General features: G+C 67.5%; 15 protein-coding genes. 3 read left to right on the top strand and 12 right to left on the bottom strand.

Going from position 1 to position 19,716, the window contains the following annotated elements; all coding sequences use genetic code 11:
• Positions 1-178: 178 nt before the first annotated feature.
• The 8 genes from AAHM41_RS29990 to AAHM41_RS29955 form a co-directional block, all read right to left on the bottom strand.
• Positions 179-1,171 (bottom strand): ABC transporter ATP-binding protein, encoded by a 993-nt coding sequence (locus AAHM41_RS29990; RefSeq protein ID WP_342240292.1) that lies wholly within the window; start codon positions 1,169-1,171, stop codon positions 179-181.
• Positions 1,168-2,181, bottom strand: a complete 1,014-nt coding sequence (locus AAHM41_RS29985; protein ID WP_342240291.1) for an ABC transporter ATP-binding protein — start codon at positions 2,179-2,181, stop codon at positions 1,168-1,170. The genes AAHM41_RS29990 and AAHM41_RS29985 overlap by 4 nt, the downstream gene beginning before the upstream one ends.
• Entirely contained in the window at positions 2,178-3,059 is an 882-nt protein-coding gene (locus AAHM41_RS29980; protein ID WP_342240290.1) for an ABC transporter permease, read from the bottom strand. The genes AAHM41_RS29985 and AAHM41_RS29980 overlap by 4 nt, the downstream gene beginning before the upstream one ends.
• Positions 3,059-3,994, bottom strand: coding sequence for an ABC transporter permease (locus AAHM41_RS29975; protein WP_342240289.1), 936 nt, complete (start codon positions 3,992-3,994; stop codon positions 3,059-3,061). Before AAHM41_RS29975 ends, AAHM41_RS29980 begins: the two co-directional genes overlap by 1 nt.
• A 22-nt stretch (positions 3,995-4,016) precedes the next feature.
• A complete protein-coding gene (locus tag AAHM41_RS29970) occupies positions 4,017-5,618 on the bottom strand; it encodes an ABC transporter substrate-binding protein (RefSeq protein WP_342240288.1) in 1,602 nt (533 codons plus the stop codon).
• Between the two features lie 43 nt (positions 5,619-5,661).
• The gene (locus AAHM41_RS29965; protein ID WP_342240287.1) at positions 5,662-6,774 is read right to left on the bottom strand and encodes a mandelate racemase/muconate lactonizing enzyme family protein; all 1,113 of its coding nucleotides are present in this window, start codon (positions 6,772-6,774) and stop codon (positions 5,662-5,664) included.
• A gap of 73 nt (positions 6,775-6,847) precedes the next feature.
• Positions 6,848-7,654 (bottom strand): MaoC family dehydratase, encoded by an 807-nt coding sequence (locus tag AAHM41_RS29960; RefSeq protein ID WP_342240286.1) that lies wholly within the window; start codon positions 7,652-7,654, stop codon positions 6,848-6,850.
• 2 nt (positions 7,655-7,656) lie between these two features.
• A complete protein-coding gene (locus tag AAHM41_RS29955; RefSeq protein ID WP_342240285.1) occupies positions 7,657-10,032 on the bottom strand; it encodes a CaiB/BaiF CoA transferase family protein in 2,376 nt (791 codons plus the stop codon).
• 161 nt (positions 10,033-10,193) lie between these two features.
• Between AAHM41_RS29955 and AAHM41_RS29950 the strand changes: the two genes are divergently transcribed.
• The gene (locus tag AAHM41_RS29950; protein ID WP_342240284.1) at positions 10,194-11,201 is read left to right on the top strand and encodes a LacI family DNA-binding transcriptional regulator; all 1,008 of its coding nucleotides are present in this window, start codon (positions 10,194-10,196) and stop codon (positions 11,199-11,201) included.
• 100 nt (positions 11,202-11,301) lie between these two features.
• On the opposite strand, the gene AAHM41_RS29945 is transcribed toward AAHM41_RS29950, so the two are convergent.
• Positions 11,302-13,116 (bottom strand): hypothetical protein, encoded by a 1,815-nt coding sequence (locus tag AAHM41_RS29945; protein ID WP_342240283.1) that lies wholly within the window; start codon positions 13,114-13,116, stop codon positions 11,302-11,304.
• A 181-nt stretch (positions 13,117-13,297) separates the two neighbouring features.
• Positions 13,298-13,993 (bottom strand): IS6 family transposase, encoded by a 696-nt coding sequence (locus AAHM41_RS29940; protein WP_342240282.1) that lies wholly within the window; start codon positions 13,991-13,993, stop codon positions 13,298-13,300.
• Here AAHM41_RS29940 and AAHM41_RS29935 point away from each other — a divergent pair.
• A complete protein-coding gene (locus AAHM41_RS29935) occupies positions 13,992-14,195 on the top strand; it encodes a hypothetical protein (protein WP_342240281.1) in 204 nt (67 codons plus the stop codon). The two genes, AAHM41_RS29940 and AAHM41_RS29935, sit on opposite strands and share 2 nt — an antisense overlap.
• 368 nt (positions 14,196-14,563) lie before the next feature.
• Here AAHM41_RS29935 and ltrA read toward each other — a convergent pair whose 3' ends face one another.
• Positions 14,564-15,904: a group II intron reverse transcriptase/maturase gene (gene ltrA / locus AAHM41_RS29930; protein WP_342240280.1), complete on the bottom strand. Its 1,341-nt coding sequence runs from the start codon at positions 15,902-15,904 to the stop codon at positions 14,564-14,566.
• Positions 15,905-16,569: 665 nt separating this feature from the next.
• Between ltrA and AAHM41_RS29925 the strand changes: the two genes are divergently transcribed.
• Positions 16,570-18,306, top strand: a complete 1,737-nt coding sequence (locus AAHM41_RS29925; RefSeq protein ID WP_342240279.1) for an adenylate/guanylate cyclase domain-containing protein — start codon at positions 16,570-16,572, stop codon at positions 18,304-18,306.
• Between the two features lie 1,050 nt (positions 18,307-19,356).
• Here the strand turns inward: AAHM41_RS29925 and AAHM41_RS29920 are convergent.
• A partial coding sequence (locus AAHM41_RS29920) for a hypothetical protein (protein WP_446719496.1) occupies positions 19,357-19,716 on the bottom strand: 360 nt, incomplete at its 5' end.

Below are 19,716 nucleotides of genomic sequence, written 5' to 3'. Positions count from 1 at the left end.
TGCGCTTGGCGCAACCTCAAACCATACGCGGCTCGTCTCCGCGGTTCCAAAGCGGAGGATCGTCGACTGGCGCTCATCAACATGACCAAGTGGCGGATACCAATGTTAAACGGGCGTATACCGTTTGCGCTTTGGTGGCCCAATCGGTCACTCCGATCAAAAGGGGTATCGTATCGGCTCAGACCGGGATCGGATGGCGTTTGGCGAAATGGCAGGCAGCGAGATGGCCGCCACCGACCGGCGCCAACGACGGCCGCTCGCGGGCGCAGATCTCCTGCGCCAGCGGGCAACGCGTCCGGAAGCTGCAGCCGGAGGGCACGGCGGACGGGCTCGCCACGTCGCCCTGCAGGATGATGCGCTTCTGCGGCCGGTCCGGGTCCGGCTCCGGCGCGGCCGACAACAGCGCCTGGGTGTAGGGATGGTGCGGCGCGCCGTAGACCGCCGCCTTCGGCCCGGTCTCGACGATCCGCCCGAGATACATCACCGCGACCCGGTCGGCGATGTGGCGCACCACCGCCAGGTCGTGGGCGATGAACAGGTAGGACAGGTTCTTCCGCTCCTGCAGGTCCTGCATCAGGTTGACGATCTGGGCCTGGATCGAGACGTCGAGGGCCGAGACCGGCTCGTCCGCCACGATGAAGGCGGGGTCGAGCGAGATCGCCCGGGCGATGCCGATGCGTTGGCGCTGGCCGCCTGAGAACTGGCGCGGATAGCGATCCATGGTGGAGGGCGGCAGCCCTACCTGGCGCAGCAGCTCCGCAACCTTGTCGCGCCGCTCCTTCCGCGACCGCACCAGGCCGAACACCTCGAGCGGCTCGGCGACGATGTCGGCGACGCTGCGGCGCGGGCTGAGCGAGCCGTAGGGGTCCTGGAAAATCATCTGGACCTGCCGGCGCATCGCCCGCATCTGCCCGCGCGACAGGCTGGTCAGGTCTGTGCCGTCGACGAAGACCTGGCCGGCGCTGGGCTCGATCAGCCGCAGCAGCAGCCGACCGAGCGTGGACTTGCCGCAGCCGGATTCGCCGACCAGCGCCAGCGTCTCGCCGCGGCGGATCTCCAGCGACACTTCGTCAACCGCCCGCACCGCCGGCCGCGGCCGCCCGAAGCTGAGGCCGCCGCCATCCTGGAAGGTCTTGGTCAGTCCCTCGGCCCGCACCAGGGTCTCGCTCATCGCATCACCTTCGCACTGGGCGCCGGCTCAGCCGGGAGCGCTTCGGCCGTCACCCAGCAGGCGGCCCGGTGCTGCGGGCCGAAATTGAACATCGGCGGCCGCTCCACCGCGCAGCGGTCGATCCGCAATGGGCAGCGCGGCTGGAACGGGCACCCGGCGCCGAGGCTGCCGGCCTGGGGCACCGAGCCGGCGATCTGGTACAGGCGCCGGCGGTCATCGTTGAGTCGCGGGATCGACTGCAGCAGCCCCTGGGTGTAGGGGTGCGACGGCCGCCGGAAGATCGAGCGGACATCGGCATCCTCCACCACCCGGCCGGCATACATCACGATCACCCGCTCGCAGATGTCGGCGATGACGCCGAGATCGTGCGAGATCAGCAGCACCGCCGTGTTCAGGGTGGCGCGGATCTTCTTCATCAGGTCCAGCACCTGGGCCTGGATGGTGACGTCCAGCGCCGTGGTCGGCTCGTCCGCGATCAGCAGCTTCGGGTTGCAGGCAATGGCCATGGCGATCATCACCCGCTGGCGCATGCCGCCGGAGAACTGGTGCGGATAGGCGCCGAGCCGGCGCTCCGGATCGGGCATGCCGACCAGCCGCAGCATCTCGACGGTCTTGCGGCGGCGCTCCTCCCGGCTGACATGCTCATGCAGCAGGATCGCCTCGCCGATCTGGTCGCCGATGGTCATGACCGGATTCAAGGAGCTCATCGGCTCCTGGAAAATCATGGCGATGTCGCGGCCGCGGATCTCCGGCATCTTCGCCCGCGGCAGGGCCAGCAGGTCGATGCCGTTGAACAGGATGCGGCCCTGCGCGATCCGGCCCGGCGGCTCCGGGATCAGGCGCAGGATCGACAGCGAGGTCATCGACTTGCCGGAGCCGGATTCGCCGACGATGCCGAGCGACCCACCGGCCGCGATGTCGAAGCCGACGCCGTCGACCACCCGCAGCGGCGCGTCCTTCGGGCCGAACTCGACGGCCAGGTCCTCGACCTTGAGCAGGGGCGCGGTCACGCGGCGGTCTCCGGGTCCAGGGCGTCGCGCACCGCATCGCCGAACAGGTTGAAGGCGAGGACGACGCAGGTGATGGCGAAGCCGGCGCCGATGATCGGCCAGGGCGACCCGAACAGGTTGTTGAGCCCGTCGCGGATGATGTTGCCCCAACTCGGGTTCGGCGGCTGGGTGCCGAGCCCGAGGAAGCTGAGCGAAGCTTCGAGCCGGATGGCCGAGGCGACCCACAGCGTCACCAGCACGACGATCGGCGCCGCGATGTTCGGCACGACGTGGCGGAAGATGATCACCGGCGTGCTGACCCCGACCGCCACCGCGGCCTCGACATAGGGTTCCTGCTTCACCGACAGGGTCTGGGCCCGGGCGACGCGGGCGAAGCCGGGCACGAAGGCGACTGTCAGCACCGCGACCACGTTCCAGAAGCCGCCGCCCAGTGCCGCGGCGATGATGATCGCCAGCAAGAGCTCCGGGAACGCCAGCAGCAGGTCGACGAGGCGGGAGATCACGCGGTCGACCGCGCCGCCGAAATAGCCGGCGACGACGCCGAGCGTGGTGCCGACGATCGCCGCCAGGATCGGCGACAGCAGACCGAAGATCAGCGAGTTGCGGGAGCCGTAGATCATCCGGGACAGCACGTCGCGGCCGAACTGGTCGGTGCCCAGCCAATGCGCCCAGGACGGGGTCTGGTTGATCTTGAGGATGCTCTGCGCCAGCGGGTTGTAGGGCGCGATCCAGGGCGCCAGCACCGCCACCGCGACGAACACCGCGATGATCAGGGCGGCGAAGATGGTGGCAGGGCGACCCAGCATGATGCGGGCAAGGATGGCGAGCCGGTTCGGGGCCGGAGCGATGATTTCGGCGGTGTCGATGATCGCGGCCATCACGTCACCCGGATCCGCGGATCGACCACGATGTAGACGAGGTCCATCACCAGGTTCACCAGCACCACGAACAGGGCGAACACGATCACGCCGCCCTGGATGACGGCGTAGTCGCGCTCGGTGATCGCGCCGATCAGCAGCTTGCCGATGCCGGGCCGGTTGAACACCAGCTCGATCGCCACCGAGCCGGACAGCGTCGCCAGCAGGCTGAGGCCCATGCCGGTCGACAGCGGCAGCAGCGCGTTGCGCAGCCCGTGCCGGTAGATCACTCGCCGCTCGCTGGCGCCCTTGGCCCGCGCCGTCCGCACATAGTCCTTGCCGAACACCTCGAGCAGCGAGGTACGGGTCAGCCGTCCGAGGAAGGCGGCCTTGACGAAGGCGAGGGTCAGCGCCGGCAGCACGATATGGTGCAGCCGGTCGACGAAGCCGTCGCCGCCGCCATTGATCGGGAACCAGCCGAGGTTGAGCGAGAAGGTGATCAGCAGCAGCGCGCCAAGATAGAAGTCCGGGATGGCGTAGCCGATCAGCGAGAACACCCGGACGCCGGAATCGGCGGTGCGGTTGCGGTGGGTCGCCGCCAGCACCCCGAGCGGGATGCCGGCGACGACGCCCATCACCATCGCCGCGATGGTCAGCTCGATCGTATAGGGCAGGTTGTAGACCAGCAGCTGCAGGACCGAGGTGTTGTTCATCAGCGACCGCCCGAAATCCAGGGTCAGGACGCTGCCGAGGAAGTTGAGGTACTGCTGCCAGAGCGGGACGTTCAGCCCCATCTTCTCGCGGAACGCCGCGAGCTGGTCCGGCAGCGCGTTGTCGCCCAGCGCCGCCAGCGCCGGGTCGCCGGGCAGGATGCGCATGCAGACGAACACCAGCGTCAGCACCAGCAGGATGGTCGGAACCGCATCCAGCAATCTCCACATCAGATACCGCACCATGGCGGGCCCCTCCCCTGCGGGGTCAGACGATGGTCTTGGTCGCCCGGTGGAAGCGCCAGCGCGCATACCCGCTCCTGATCGGGTAGCCGAGATCGACATTGCCCCGGCGCGCGGTGGTGAAGGACAGGGTGGACAGGCCGATCAGCGGCAGGTCGCGCAGCACCTGCAGCTCGATCTTGCGGCAGATGCCGTCATAGGTCGCGAAATCGGTCGCCTGCAGCGCCTGGGCCAGCAGGTCGTCGATGCCCGGCATCACCACGCCATAATGGCTGTAGTTGCCGCCGCCCTTGCCGTCCGACTTGACCTCGGACTGCGCCGACAGCTGCTGGAAGTACAGCTGGGTCGGGATCGGCGGATAGCTCGCGGAATGCATCGCCAGGGTGTTCTTGTCCGAGCGGTTGTCGGCGTGATAGGCGGTGTGGTCCCCGATCCTGAGATCCATGTTGAAGCCGGCCAGGCGGATCTGCTCCTGCACGATCAGCATGGTCGAGGCATAGTCCTCGCGCTGGCTGCACAGGGACGGGAAGCTGATGCCGTCCGGGAAGCCCGCCTCGGCCAGCAGCGCCTTCGCCTTGTCCGGGTCGTAGGGGTAGCGCAGCTCCTCCGGCAGGTCCTCGGTCTTGAAGCCGGCCGGGAAGAAGTCGGGCTGCAGCCCCGCCATGGTGCCGCCCATCGGCGCCAGCGCCTGGGCCACGGCCGGGCGGTCGATCGCATGCATCAGCGCCTGCCGCACCTTCAGGTCGTCGAAGGGCTTGCGGGTCAGGTTGATGTGCAGGGTGTTGAACGACCCCGGCACCGTCATGTCGATCTTCAGGCTCGGGTCGCGCTGCTGCATCGAGGCGACCCAGCCGGGCGCTCGCACCGCCTCCATGATGTCGATGTTGCCGGACAGCAGGGCCAGCGTCCGGGCCGAGGTGTCGGCGATATAGACGCATTCGACGGTGCTGATCCTGGCCTTCGGGCCCCAATAGCCGTCATGGCGCTTCATCACCGTGCCGACCTGGGTGTCGAACTTCGTCAGCTCGTAGGGGCCGGTGCCGACGGCGTCGGTGCCGAAGGCCTCGCCCATCTGCTCCGCCGCCTTCCTGCTGACGATCGAGGTGTTGTTGTTGAACACCGAGGTGCCCAGGAACAGCGCGTCCGGGCTCTTCAGGGTGATGGTCACCTGGTAGGGCCCATTGGCGACGACGTCGGCGATGTTGGCCAGGATCGTCCTGTTGGTGCCCGAGGTCATCGCGCGCTTGAACGAGTAGACCACGTCCTCCGAGGTCATCTCGCCGAAGCCCTTGTGGAACTGCACGCCCTGGCGCAGCTGGAAGGTCCAGGTCTTGGCGTCCGGCGACGAGGTCCAGCTGGTCGCCAGCGTCGGCAGGTACTCCTCCGGCTTGATCGCGAAGGTGCCGTCCTCCGGGCGGACCAACTGCTCGTAGATCTGCTCGGTCGCCCAGTTGTCGGAGCCCTGGGTCGTCAGGTTCGGGTCGCTGTAGCGCGGCCCCTTGGCGGCGATGCCCATGCGGATCACATCCGCGTTCTGGGACGCATCCTGCGCCCGGGCGCCGCCGAAGCCCGCCAGCGCCGCGGTCGCGACGCCGAGCTGAAGCACATTTCGCCTGCTGAACACCATGGCCGTCTCCCCTGTCTCTTATCGGCGCCCGCGCGTACCGCTTTCAGCGCCGCTTGTTGATTTCCGCCTCGTCGACCTCGAGCCCGAGCCCCGGGCCCTGCGGCACCGCGAAGCGGCCGTCCACCGGCCGCGGCGGATCCTTGAACCCGACATCCATCCGGCCGGACGCGTCGGCGTATTCCGCCGGCTTGGTCAGATGCATCAGCGCCGCCAGCACATGCAGGTTGGCGACATGGCCGATGGTCGGCTGGGTCTGGTGCGGCACCAGCTCGACCCCATGGGCGTGGCAGATCGCGGCGCATTGCATCAGCCCGGTGATGCCGCCCATCTTGACGATGTCGGGCTGCACCATGCGCACCCCGGCATGGATCATGTCGACCAGCGCCTGCAGCGTGTAGGTCTGCTCCGCCGCCGAGACGGTGATGTCCAGCCGCTGCGCCACCTCGCCCATGCCGCGCACGTCGTAGTGCTGCACCGGCTCCTCGAACCAGATATAGCCGAGCTCCTCGAGTGCGCGGCCGACCCGCATGGCGCCGCCGACCGAGTAGCCGTTGTTGGCGTCGAAGGCGAGCGGGTAGCCGTCGCCGACCAGCTGACGCACGGCCCTGGCCTTGGCGATGTCGCCGGGGATGTCGAGGTCGAGGATCGAGCGGTCGCCATCGCGGCGGATCTTGATCGCCGCCGGCGTCTCGCGCCGCCAGCGCGCCTCGACCACCCGCACCGTCTCGTCCACCGTGCGCCCGGCATTGCCGCCGATCGAGGCGTAGAACGGCACCTCGCTGCGCCAGGCGCCGCCGAGCAGCTTGTGCACCGGCAGGCCGAGCGTCTTGCCCTTGATGTCCCAAAGCGCGATGTCGACCGCGGCCAGTGCGCCGGTCAGCGCCCCTTCCGGCCCCAGCTTGATGTTGCGGTGGAGCTGCCGGTCATACAGCACCCCGGTGTCGAAGGCGTCGGCGCCGACCAGCCCCGGCGCCAGGTCGCGCTCGATGATGCCGATCGAGTGCAGCCCGCCCTGCATCGGCGAGGCCTCGCCCCAGCCGACCACGCCGTCCTCCGTCGCGATCCGCACCAGGGCGCTGCGCCGGCCGGGCGGGTCGCCGGGCTGCCAGCTGACCTGGAAGGCTTCGACCGATCTGATGTTCGCGCTTGGGGCCACAGTTTCGCTCCCGCGTCGAGTGGGTTACCTTACTCCCTTTGCATCCGTATGCAAGATCGCAGCAGGCGGATGGTCACGCATAGATCGAGGTCCGGCGGAACCGCGCCGCCACCCGGGCGCCGTCGACCACCAGCAGTTCCTCGGTCTCGAAATAGTGCCGGCCCTTGCGCTCATAGGCTGCGGTGACAGTGCCGGAGGTGGCGAGGCGCTGGCCGGGAGACACCGGCGCGAAATGCTGGGCCTCGCCGGACACGAACACGACCGGGGCCGGGAAGCGGAAGCTGCGGTTGGCGTCGAACATCGTCCGCCGGATCAGGCAGCCGGAATGGACCAGCCCGCCGGCGAGATACAGTGGATGGCGCTCGTCGAAGGCGGCCAGCGAGCGCCGGAACTCCTCCTCGGTCAGCACCGCGTTGCGCGAGCCGAGGCGCGTGCCGACCGCCATGCCGCCCGGCTCGACCGCGGGCGGCGGGTCCGGCAGCGGCTGGACCGGGTAGTCCTCGACCGGCGGCGGCACCGGATCCGCGAGCGGCATCGCCACCCAGCCGGTCGCGACCTCCTCGCCATCCTCGTTGCGCAAGCTGATCTCGGACCGGCGGTCCGGGCCGGCATCCGCCAGGGCCGAGACCTCGGCCGTGAGCACGTCGCCGTCATAGACCGGCCGGCGGAACCGCGCGCCCATGCTCCCGCGCCGCAGCCAGTCGACACCCCAGGCGTCGACGGCGATGCGGCTGACATGGCCGTAGACGAAGGCCCCCGGCACCAGCGCCGCCTTGAAGCCCATGCGCCGCGCCACCGCGTCGTCATGCACCGACCCGCGATAGCCGGGATCGTCGTCGAGGCGGATCGGGATGTGCAGCGTGCGGGGGAAATCGGCCATCATCAGGCTCCCGGCCGGGGTTCGGTCGCCATCGCGCCGCTGGCCTCGACGGCCGCGATCTCCGCCGGCGTCAGGCCGAGGATGTCGCGCAGCACGCGATGGTTGTCGGCGCCGAAGCGCGGCGCCGCCCGGCGCTGGCTGCCTGGGGTGGCGTCGAGATGGATCGGCAGCCCGGGGTGGGGGTGGCGGCCGGCGTCGGGATGCTCCAGCACCGTAAAGAAGCCGCGATGCGCCAGGTATTCGCTGCGCGCCAGGTCCTCAGGCGTCTGTACCGGCGCCGCGGGAACACCGGCCGCCTGCAGACGGGCGGCGGCCGCGTGCTTGTCCTGGGTGCGCGTCCAGTCGGCGAGGATCGCGGTCAGCGCCTCGATGTTTTGCTGCCGCGCCGCCAGCGTGGCGAAGCGCGGATCGGCGGCGAGGCCGGCCTGCCCCATGGCGCCGCACAGGGCCTGCCACTCCGCCTCGGTCCCGGCCGCGATCGCCACCCACTGGTCGTCGCCGCGCGCCGGGAAGGCGTCGTGGGGAGCCGCGTAGGGCGAGCGGTTGCCGTTCGGCACGGGGTCCCGGCCGGATTCGATCGCCGCCAGCAGCTCCGGCCCGATCAGCTGCATCGCGGCCTCGACCTGCGGCACCTCGATATACTGACCCTCGCCGGTCCGCTGCCGATGCAGCAGCGCCGTCAGGATGGCGGCCGCGGCGTTGAAGCCGCCGATCGGGTCGAGATAGGAGGGGCCGGTGGTCTCGGGCTGGCCACCCGGATAGCCGATCATGCTGGACATGCCGGTCGACATCTCCATGGTCGGGCCCAGCGCGGCGTAGTGCGCCATCGGCCCTTCGGCGCCGAAGGCCGGCAGCTCGGCAACGATGATGTCCGACCGGATCCGGCGCAGGTTGTCGTAGTCGAGCCCCAGCCTGGCCAGCGTGCCGGGGCGGAAGTTGCAGATCACCACGTCGCTGACCGCCGCCAGGCGCCGGACGATGTCGCGCCCCTCCCCCGTCTTCAGGTCGAGGATGCAGGACAGCTTGTTGACGTTCTGCGAGTTGAAGTGGAAGGCGCGGTCGTAGGGGCGGTCGCCGGGGACGCCGTCCGGGAAGTTGACCGGGTTCGGCACCTCCTTGTTGAGGCGCCAGGAATTGACCCGGGTCGGGGATTCGACGTGGATCGGCTCGGCCCCGAGGAAGCCCAGCACCCGCCCCGCCATCGGCCCGGCCCAGGCGGTGGTCAGCTCGAGCACGCGGAGGCCGGCCAGAGGGCCGGCTCCGGCAGCGGCGGCGCCTGTCGCCGGGCGTGGGACGGCCGTCACCGGTACTCTGCCATTGTCGGCACCGGGACGCGGCGCGCCGGAGCGGACCTCGCGCGGCGTGCGGCCCAGCCGCCACGGCGGCCCGAGGATCAGCCGGCCCTCCGCCATCTCCCAATAGCCTCGATCGGTCAGGTGGGCGCTGCCGCGCAGTTCGGTCGGGCGGTAGGCCTTGGCGGCGATCACCTCGTCCCGCTGCAGCGTCGCCACCAGCTCCTCGGCGCAGAGATCCGCGACCTTGTCCTGGATGATCGCGAACAGCTCCGCCCAATGGGCGCGGCGCGGGATCGGGGCGCCGAAGCGCTCGTCACGCTCGATCTGCTCGAGGCCGAGTGCCCGGCAGACCGCGCTCCAGCGGTGGTTGTAGATCCAGATGCAGACCCAGCCGTCGCGGCAGCGCACCTGGCCGGCCGGGATGTTCGGGTCGCCCCGGCCCTTCACCGTGCCGTTGTAGATGTGCTGCAGCACATAGGGGAAGCACATCGCCGCGGCGGTCTCGGCCTCGTCCACGGTCACGGTCTGGCCGAGGCCGGTGTGCTCGCGGCTGAAAAGCGCAGCGGTGATTCCGACATAGGCGGCGAGGCCGGCGGCGAAGGAGGCGCGGCGGCCGCAGCCATGGAGCGGCTCGCGGCCATAGACGCCGTTGTTGTGCATCATGCCGGACAGGGCCTGCAGCACGATCTCCGGCCCCTTCCAGGCGGCGAGCGGCCCGTCGGCGCCGAAGGGGCTGACCACCGCGGCGACGCAGCGCGGATTGAGGCCAAGCACGTCCCGCGGCTCGGAGCCCGGCGGCAGGATCGCGACATCGGCGCCGCGCAGCAGCCCGTCCAGGGCCCGGCGGCCGACGGCGCTGCCCGGGTCGAGGCTGACCGAGCGCTTGCCGGTGTTGAGATGGAAGAACAGCAGCGACCCGCGGTCGTCCGCGTCGCTGAAGGGCGGCAGGCGACGGAGAACCGAGCCGTCCGGCGGCTCGACCAGCACGACCTCGGCGCCGAAATCGGCCAGCAGCCTGGCGCAGTACTGCCCGCCGACGGACTCCGACAGGTCGACGACGCTCAGGCCGGTCAATGCAGTCATCGCGGCACCGCCTCCCCCGGCTCTCTCTTTGATCGGGACGATATCGAGTCTTGCATCCGTATGCAACACCTCCACATAGTGCTGGAGATGGCATCGGCCGGGCGGGATTCCGTCCGCGCCCGTGCTATGGCTGAGGCCGGCGACAGCGAGGGGAAGCGACCTTGAGTTCCGGAGACCTGCGCAAACCGATCACCGCGCGCCAGCTGGCCCGGATGATCGGCGTCAGCCAGTCCGCGGTCTCGCGCGCCTACACGCCCGGCGCCTCGATCTCGGGCGAGATGCGGCAGCGCATCCTGACCATGGCGGGCAGCCTGGGCTACAGCCCCAACGCGATCGCCAGCACCCTGTCGAAGCGGCGCAGCAACATCGTCGGCATCGTCGTCTCGGCGATGCAGAACCCGTTCTACCCGGTGCTGATCGAGAAGCTGTCGCGCGGCCTGCAACAGGTCGGGCAGCAGAGCCTGCTGTTCAACCTGACCCATGGCGCCGACATCCGGCAGCAGCTGGCGGCCCTGCGGCAGTACAGCGTCGACGCCGTCGTCATCGTCTCGGCCGCCCCGCTGTCCGGCGCGGCGCTGACCTGGGCGACCGAGGGCCGCACCACGATCATGATCAACCGCACGGTGCCGGATTCGAGCCTGACCAGCGTCTGTTGCAACAATGCCGAGGGCGCCCGCGCCATCGCCGACCATTTCCATGCGCTGGGCCGCCGCCGGGCCGCCTTCGTCGCCGGCGTGCCGCATGCCAGCGCCAATCTCGAACGCCAGCACGCCTTCATCGCCCGGCTGGCGGAGCTGGGCATGACCCTGACCGCATCGGTCGCCGGCGGCGAGTACAGCTACGAGGCCGGCTACCGCGCGGCGCTCGAGGTCGCCCGCACCAGCCGCACCGACGCGATCTTCTTCGCCAACGACATCCTGGCGGTGGGCGGCGTCGACGCGCTGCGCGACGAGCTGGGCCTGTCCGTGCCCGGCGACATCGCGGTCGCCGGCTTCGACGACATCGCCATGGCCGGCTGGCCGCGCTATTCGCTGACCACCTTCCGCCAGCCGCTCGACGCGATGGTCGAGCGGACGGTCCAGCTGGTGACCGGCAAGGCGGAACCGGCCGAGACCAATATCCACCTGCTGCCCGGCGAGCTGATCGTCCGGAAGACCACGGCCGGTTGAGGCCGAGAGGCGATGCGGCCGGACTGCCCGCGCCCCCTGCCCCGGACGGCATCGCCGAGGCATTGGGATGGGGATCGCGCGGCGGGCCGGCAAGGTCATCTCACACCTGCAACGCCGTGAGATAGGGCTCGTTGGCGAGGTCGTCGCGCAGTCCCGGCGCCAGGACCACCCGGTCGCCGGCCACCGCGCTGACGTAGAACTGCAGGTGGAAGGGCGAGTCCGTGTAGTCGGACGGAATCACCGCCGCGAAGCCGTCGGCGCCCCGCTGCATCGGCATCGACCGCCAGCGCTCCGCCTGGTTGACGTGGCGGTAGTGCAGCACCGGCTCGCCGCCCTCCGCCAGATCCATCCGCACCTCCACCGCTTCGCCGCGCCGGAAGATCGGCGGCGCCGTCGCGCCCGCGGCCAGCCCCCGGGTCGGCCCCCGCCCCTGCAGCCGGGCGATCGCCGCGCGGGTCCGGTCGTCGGGATGGACCGTTTCGTGCGGCGCTTCGGACCGCATCGCCTGCAGGTCGGTCAGCTCGATCTCGACTTCGCGTAGCCGCTGCTGCCAGGAGCCGCGCAGCCAGCTCTGCGGCCCGTAGGTCAGGTCGTCGTGATAGACGTCGCGCGCGATGTCGGCGATGCCCTGCCAGGCCAGCACCGCCCGCTTCAGATGCGCTTCCGCCCGGTCCAGCGTCACCGCCGCCTTGGACAGGAGGAACAGCTCGACCCAGGTCGAGACGCGGAACTTCTGGGCGAAGAACCGGGCGATGCCGGACAGGATGCCGGTATCGATGACGATGCGCTGGACCTCCGCCGTCTCGAAGGTGGCGCTGCCCTTCAGCGACACCAGCGCCGTGTCGCAGCCCTCGGCCAGCCGCTCCAGCCAGTCGGCGACGTCGAGCGGCGCGTAGCGTCGGTCGGCACGGCCCTGGTGCAGCGCCTCGGCGAACTCCCGAGGCGTGGCGAAGAGCTGCGGGTCGAAGGTCGGCGCGTTGCCGAAGCGGACCGGCCCGTCCATGTCGCTGCCATAGGGCCGGCGGTTGCCGACCGTGCCGACCGGGAGGTTGGAGTAGATCTCCGGCCAGTAATGGTTGTTAGAGGCCGACGGCCCGTGCGTCAGGCTGACCAGGGGCAGCACCCGGCTGGCCAGCGACAGGGCGGTCTCGCAAGCCTCCGCGGCATCGCCGCAGGTCCGGCGGAGATGGCGCATCCAGCCGTCGCGCGCGGCCTCTGGGTTGTAGAGCAGCCGTCCCCAGACCCGGTAGAGATAGGCGTGCTTCTGCCAGTCGTATTTCGTCGCCAGGCCCTGCTTCTGGTAGTGGAAGCGCTGCCCCGGCACGCCGGTGCCCATGCGGCCTTTGAACGAGCCGGGCTCGCACCACTCCACCCCGTCCGAGCCGCAATAGGTCGAGCTGCGGCCGTAGCCGGCGGCCAACACCGGGTCGCCCCACAGCAGCACACGCTGGGTGCCGGCCCAGATCCGGTACAGCACCTTCCAGTCGCGGTCCTTGCTGAGCAGGTCGCCATAGCTGTAGCGCAGGAACTTGCGCGATCCCTCGCTGAGCTGCTCGCGCTCGCTGCGCGCCACCTCGGGCGGATATTCGCGCTCGCGGATCGCCGACTGGTGATACGGCAGGCCCATATGCTCGGCCATGAATTTCGGCGAGGTTGTGATCGGCATGCCGGAGGCGCGGGCCAAGCCGATGGTCTCGTGGTCGAGCCCCTTGCCATGCATGTCGATCTCGACCGGCCGGCCGGCCGCGGCAACGCCCTGGAACGCCTGCTGCCAGAACGCGTAGTCGCCCTCGGGGATGCCGCCCTCGACATGCACCCGGAAGGTCAGGCCGGTGATCTCCGGCACCGCCTTCAGGAGCGCAGTGATGGCGTCGCGGCAATAGGGCGCCAGGTTGTCGCGGGTGATCCCGCGCACGGTGTAGTTGGCGTTCGGGACGTCGTCGAAATCATAGCGTTGGGTCCACAGCGCCAGCTGGAAATCCAGCCCGCGCCGCGCCGTCTCGCGGGCGATGAACTTCAGGGTTTCGAGATTGGCGTCACGGGCATTGTCACGGGAACCTGAACGAGCCGCACTTTGGCTCGGTTCGATGCTGTACTCAGGCTGCAGCAGTCGCGATCTGCCATTGCTGAGCGGCCGCGGCGCGAAAGAGGCGCAGCGTCCTTCGGGAGATCAGATGGCGCTCGAGATTGAAGGTGTTGTGGACGGCGGCGTGGGAGGCGAGAAAACGTTGGGCGGATCCGGGTGACTTGAACCGCTGCATCTTTCGCTCGCGCCGCCGCACCACCTGATGGGAGTTCTCGGCTCGGTTGTTGCGGCGCAGGCCCTGCTCATGCTGCGCCGTGAGGCGGAGCTCTCGCCCGGCAGCACCATAGGAGCGGAGCTTGTCCGTCACGAGCACCTTGGGAGCAAAGCCTTGTTTCTTCAGCAGCTTGCGCATCAGCCGCAGCGCGGCAGGCTTGTCACGTCGCGGCTGGACAAGCATGTCGAGGATCTCGCCTTCGCTGTCGACGGCTCGCCACAGATACATCCGCCGGCCATGGATCGAGACAACCATCTCGTCCAGGTGCCAGGTGCCCGCAGGGCGCGGTCGCAGCCGCCGCAGGTTGCGGGCATAGGCCGATCCGAACTTGTCGACCCACCGGCGGATCGTCTCATAGGAGACGTCGAGCCCGCGTTCGGCCAGCAGTTCCTCGACGTCGCGGTAGCTCAGGGTGAACCGAAGATAGAGCCACACGGCATGCCGGATGATCTCAGGCGGGAACTGGTGACGGGCGTACGAAATCGGCTGCATGCCCCTGCTCTATCGCCGCGCCGCTCGCACCGTCAAAGTTCCCGTGACAATGCCCCTCTTTCAGATCGGACTGGAATCGCGCGCGGGTTCCCTCCTCGTCGATCTGGCTCAACCGGCCATAGCCGACGACATCGGCGATCAGTACGGCGGCGAGCCGACGATCCATGCGCGGCGCCTCGATGCGCTCGGGCACGAAGTCTAGGCGGAATCAAACCTCAATGCCATTGGCCTCCGTCCAGCCACAACGCAAACCAACCGAAGAGACACGCTTTGTCCGCTTCTCGTTTGCAAGGCGGCTGTTTGTCCCCAGCAGCCGGAAGGTCCGCTTTCCGCCCGAACCCGGTCGGCTAAGCCGACCAAGGGGCGCCTCAAAGCAGCCGTCCTGGTCGACTCCGGAAAGCAGACGTGACCCGATTCGACCCGAAGGCGACGTTCGCGACTTTCAGGCGCGACCGGATTTGGTAGAGTCGGGATGTGGCGCGGTAGCGGTAGGCTGAACATATCTGTTTCCGCCGCTTTCGTCTGGCGGTGCCTTACTGGTTCATCCCTGGCTCCGTTTCCACACCCCGCTCATCGAACCGGACGTGCGGATCTCCCGCATCCGGCTCTCGGACAAGACCTCACGCCTTCGTCCACGGCACGTCGTGCCCAAGCCGAGGTCAGACGTACGAGCCCGAAGTGCCCGTAGAGATGCGAGAGTGGATAGCTCCCGCCCTTGCTCCGCCTGACCTTGTACTTGAAGCGCAACCACCGACGCACCCGCACTGCCGTGTAGTTGTCGAGCGCCCGATACGCTCTGCTGACGGTCCCTACCTGAAAGTAGTTCGCCCATCCGCGCAGCGTGCGGTTCACCTTTCCCACCAGCATTGTGGTCTCTTGCCATGTCCTCGATCGGTCGGTCAGCGCGTGGACTTTCTCGACCACGCGTTTGATGCTCTTCTTTGATGGCCGGAAGCCCAGGCGAGCCTGGCCCGTCCTCGCAGAATACATCCGCCCGAACGTGTACCCCAGGAAGTCGAACTCCCCTTCCGGCACCTTGCAGATGCGTGTCTTGTCCTCGTTCACCGTCAGCTTCAGTTTGCCCATGATTTCGCGCAGGTGGTGCAAAGCCGCTTCGGCATTACCCCTCCGGCACAGGATCACGAGATCATCGGCATAGGTGACGAGGCGCGTGCCGAGGCTTCGCTCCAGCCCGAGCTTCTTCCACCCCAGCACGAACCGGCGCATGTAGAGATTCGCCAGCAATGGTGAGAGGGGGGAGCCCTGCGGGATGCCGCGCCGCTTGTCGCGCGCCTCGGTCGTGCGTGTCTTCCGTCCTCGTTTGTCGGTTTCTTCCACGGGGCAGTCCAGCCACATCTTGATCAGATGCAGCACGCGCCGATCAACGATCCGGCGCGCCACCGACTTCATCAGTTCGGCGTGCGGAATGCTCCCGAAGTAGTCCGCGAGGTCGGCGTCCACAACGTCCGGGTGACCACGAAACAGCAGTTCCTCCACCTCGACGACCGCCTGCTGGGCATTCCGTCCAGCGCGATAGGCGTATAGTTCCGGTGGAAGGTCGGCTTCGAAGATCGGCTCCAGCACCAGCATCGCTGCCGTCATGCAGACCCGATCCCGCACGGTCGAGATGCCCAGCGGCCTGAGCTTGTCATTGGCCTTCGGTATGAACACCCGTCTGATTGGCTCCGGCCGGTAGGTCTCCTGCCTGAGCGCAAGCGCCAGTTCCGCCAGCCACCGCTCGACCCCATACGCCTCAATGTCCGCGAACTCCTGACCGTCCGCACCCGGCGCGCCCTTGTTCGAGCGGCACTGGGCATAGGCATGCGCCAGAATATCCTCACGGCTGATCTTGTCGTACAGGGCATAGAAGCGATAGTCGGCTTCTGCCTTCGCTTTCGCGTGTAACGCCATCTGCAGCTTCTGAACACGTTTCGGAGTTGTTAGGTCGCCCAATCTCCCGGTCCCTCACCACGTCTTGCGTCCGTCTTGAACTGAGGCCCCTTCCCTCCACCGGCATTACCCGGCTTCAGCGGTACTACGGGCCTCTCCGCCACCCCAGCGCGCCCGGCCTGTCCCTCACGGGCCTCCGGTTGGTCATCCCTGACCACGTCCTGGGGCTTCCCGTGTTGCGTGCGCTTTCCTTGTGTACATGCTGCCGCCACTACCCCGGTGCAGCGGCTGGGCCTATTCCTCGCTCATCCACCCAGCCGTATCAGCCTTCCCCGATTCCGCTGTCAGGTCGGCCTGCACATCGTCCTTTTCGAGGCTTGCTCGGCGTTCACTCGCGTTGCGGCCTGCACACTCGCGCGGTCACCAATTCGTGATCGCTATCCGGGGGCTTCAGACATTTCGTCACCTCCATGCCTGCCCCGGTTGCTTCCGGCTGGAGCGGTTGCCGGGTGGGTCTCACACCCACTGGAAAAGCGCCGCCTTGTCACGGCGCACGCAGGAATGCGGCCATTCCCGATGAAGGATGCGTCACAACGACATGCTACAATTCGTTTCAATTCGTTGCAGTCGCGACTGGAGCCGAAACGTCGATCGACGAGCCTATCGGACGACGCCGGGAGGCATTCATGGCAAGTAGCCGGGTCGAGCGACGTCTCGCAGCAATTATGGCTGTCGATATCGTCGGCTATTCACGGCTAGTCGAAACCGACGAGGCTCGCACACTGGCTGGCATCAGACGCATCCGTGCCCAAATCTCGGACCGACTGATCGCAGAGCACAGGGGACGCGTCGTCAAGCTGATGGGCGACGGAGCCATCATCGAATTCGGCTCCGTCGTCGACGCGGTCGCCTGCGCGGTCGCTCTGCAGGAGGAAGTGACAAAGGACCAAGCGGAAGTCCCGTCCGAGCATCGCATTGTCTATCGGATCGGAATCAGCCTCGGCGACGTGGTGGTCGAAGGCGACGACCTGCTCGGGGATGGGATCAACATCGCGGCGCGTCTCGAGGCATTGGCCAATCCGGGAGGGATCTGCGTCTCAGACACCGTGCAGAAGCAACTCGCTGGCAAGTCCTCTGTCGCGTTCGAAGACATCGGCGAGCGCAAGTTGAAAAACATGGCGCAGCCGGTCCGGGTGTTCCGCTGGGCGGAGGCGACGGTGGCGGCCGTGGCGACCATGCCTCTGCCGCTGCCCGAAAAGCCCTCCATTGCCGTCCTTCCCTTCGACAACCTGAGCGGTCAGCCGGAAGAGACCTATTTCAGCGACGGCATCACCGAAGACATCATCACCGGCTTGGCGCGTTTTCACTCGCTGTTCGTGATCGCTCGCAACTCCTCCTTCGCCTTTCGCGGCAAGCCGATCGACGTTGCAGAAATCGGTCGCAGGCTCGGTGTCTCCTACCTGCTCGAGGGCAGTGTCCGCCGAGCTGGCGAGCGCGTGCGCATCTCCGCCCAGCTGGTCGAGGCGGCGGCCGGGGCGCATGTCTGGGCCGAGCGCTACGACCGCAGCCTCGACGACGTCTTCGCGGTGCAGGACGAAGTCGCGCAAGTGATCGTTTCCGCACTCGTCGGCCGGATCGAGAACGCCAGTCTCAAGCGATCGGCGCAGACGCCGACCGACAATCTCACGGCCTATGACTGCCTGCTGCGCGGCATTGCCCACTTCCGAGGCTACGCCGCAGACGATAACCAGAAAGCCTGCGAAATGTTCGAGCGCGCGGTCGAGCTCGATCCTCACTACGCCGTCGCGCATGCCTACTTGGCCTATGTCCGCGTCGCGATGTGCGGCCATGCCTCCGCGCCGGCCGAGGTGCTCGCAGCCTCGCGCACGCTCGGCATGCACGCCGTGGAGCTGGATCCGCAGGAGAGCCGCTGCCACCGTTTGCTGTCCGGTCTCTACCTGTACAGTCGCGACCATGACGCGGCGGAGCACCATCTGCGGCGGTCGATCGACCTCAATCCGAATGATGCGGATGGCCTGATACAGATGGGCTCCTTGCTGGCCCTGCGCGGCCGCCCCGATGCGCTCGGGTGGATGGAGGCGGCGACCCGCCTGAACCCATTCCATCCCACTTGGTACAATGTCGACTTTGGCGTCGCCTTCTATTCCCTCCGCCGGTACGCTGAGGCGGTGCAAGCCTTCAAGCGACTGCCCGACCTCTTGCACGGGTCTCGTGTGCGGCTGGCAGCCTGCTATGCCCATCTCGGGAACGACAAGGAGGCGCAAGTGCAGGCCGCGGAGATCATGCGGCTCAACCCGGCGTTCTCTATCGCCGAATACTTTCGCACCAGCATCCTGATCGAGCGCGAGGAGGATCGGGAACACCTCCGTGAAGGGCTGATCAAAGCCGGGTTGCCGGAATAGTGCGTCTGCTGAACCCCCATGGTTGGTCGAAGGGCCGCATTTGGTGTGCAGTCCAGTCGCGAGCGCCGCTCAAGCGATGGACCGCTTCCCGCCCTTCGCGGACGGCCAGGCCGGCCGTGGACTGCCGGAGAGCGGCCGTCGCGCCGGACGCCGAAGAGCGGAAATGACCGCATGCGACCCATTGCGGACAGGACTGGTGAGTGCGACCCTAGTCGACAAGTTATGGATTGGCACAACCATATTACTGTCGTTTCTTGGAGACCCAGAAGATGAAAGTCACGAATGCCGCTGCAATTATTTTTTTCTCGATAATCAGTCCGGCGGCGTTTGCGGAACAACGCGAACCCTCAATAGTCATCCCGTTGAGCGATATAAAGGTTAAGGCTCATATATCCATGGATCACAAAAACAAAAAAATCGACATATACCTAACATCGCAAGACAGCAAGCATCTATGTATCAATGAAACGCTATGGCCAGCGAATGGAACTGTCGATAATTGTGTGCCGATAGGAAAGACGAATTTGTTCCTACTTCAAGGCGGCCGCGTCATTCCGTACGGCATCGATTTATGTTCTGAATGTAGCCCTTCCGAGGGGGTGCCAGGAGACTGCAAGATTCGCATAGCTCCGGGCGAGACTATTTCTGGCTTTCTTCGATTTAAGGATTTCGCAGGGAGCATAGCGGAAGATGGCTCGACACAACAGACGCTAATATTCCCAAATCGGCCGTATTACTGTAAATAACATCTAGGAAATCGTTTGGAGAATCGAGTCGCATTTTGAGGTGCAACAGCTCGGGAGAGAATTTCCGCTTTCCGCCCTTCGCAGACGGTCTGGCCGTATGGATCGCGCCAGAAGCGGCCACAGGACGGCCTCCCCTCGGATACTCGCACACACGCCGCCCGGAACGGGATCGATCGTGATCCGGTCCTCCGGGTGCCGAGGCCGCTTTTGGGCAAGGTCAGATCGTCGGAAATGTCCGCTTCCGGGAAGCCAGGAGGGCCGGCGACTGTCCGCAAAGAGCCGGTCGCGGAAGGGAACCGAGCGCCTATCGGCCCTGCAGCAGCTTGCCCATAAAATTCCCCGTCCATAGACTCGAGTGCCGCCGATAGATCCGGGCCGCGCTGTAGCTCCTCCAGCGCCCGTGCTCCATCGCCTGTTCGAAGGGCACGCCGAGCCGGTCCGCCGCGGTCATCATCCCGGCGCGCAGGCTGTGCGCCGAGAATTCCGCCGCGTCGACGCCGGTGCGGGCGATCGCGCGCTTGACCACCCGCGCGATCGTCGCCGGATCGACCGGCAGCAGGCGGCCGTCGGCACCGGCCACCAAGGCGCCACCGCGGTCGAGCCGGCAGAACAGGGCGCCGGGCGTGTCGCCGCGGACCTCGAGCCAGCGCCGCAGGGCGGCGAG

Source organism: Inquilinus sp. OTU3971, assembly GCF_038440215.1.
The sequence above is the reverse complement of the archived record's forward strand: the minus strand, read 5'-3'. Positions and strand labels throughout refer to the sequence as shown.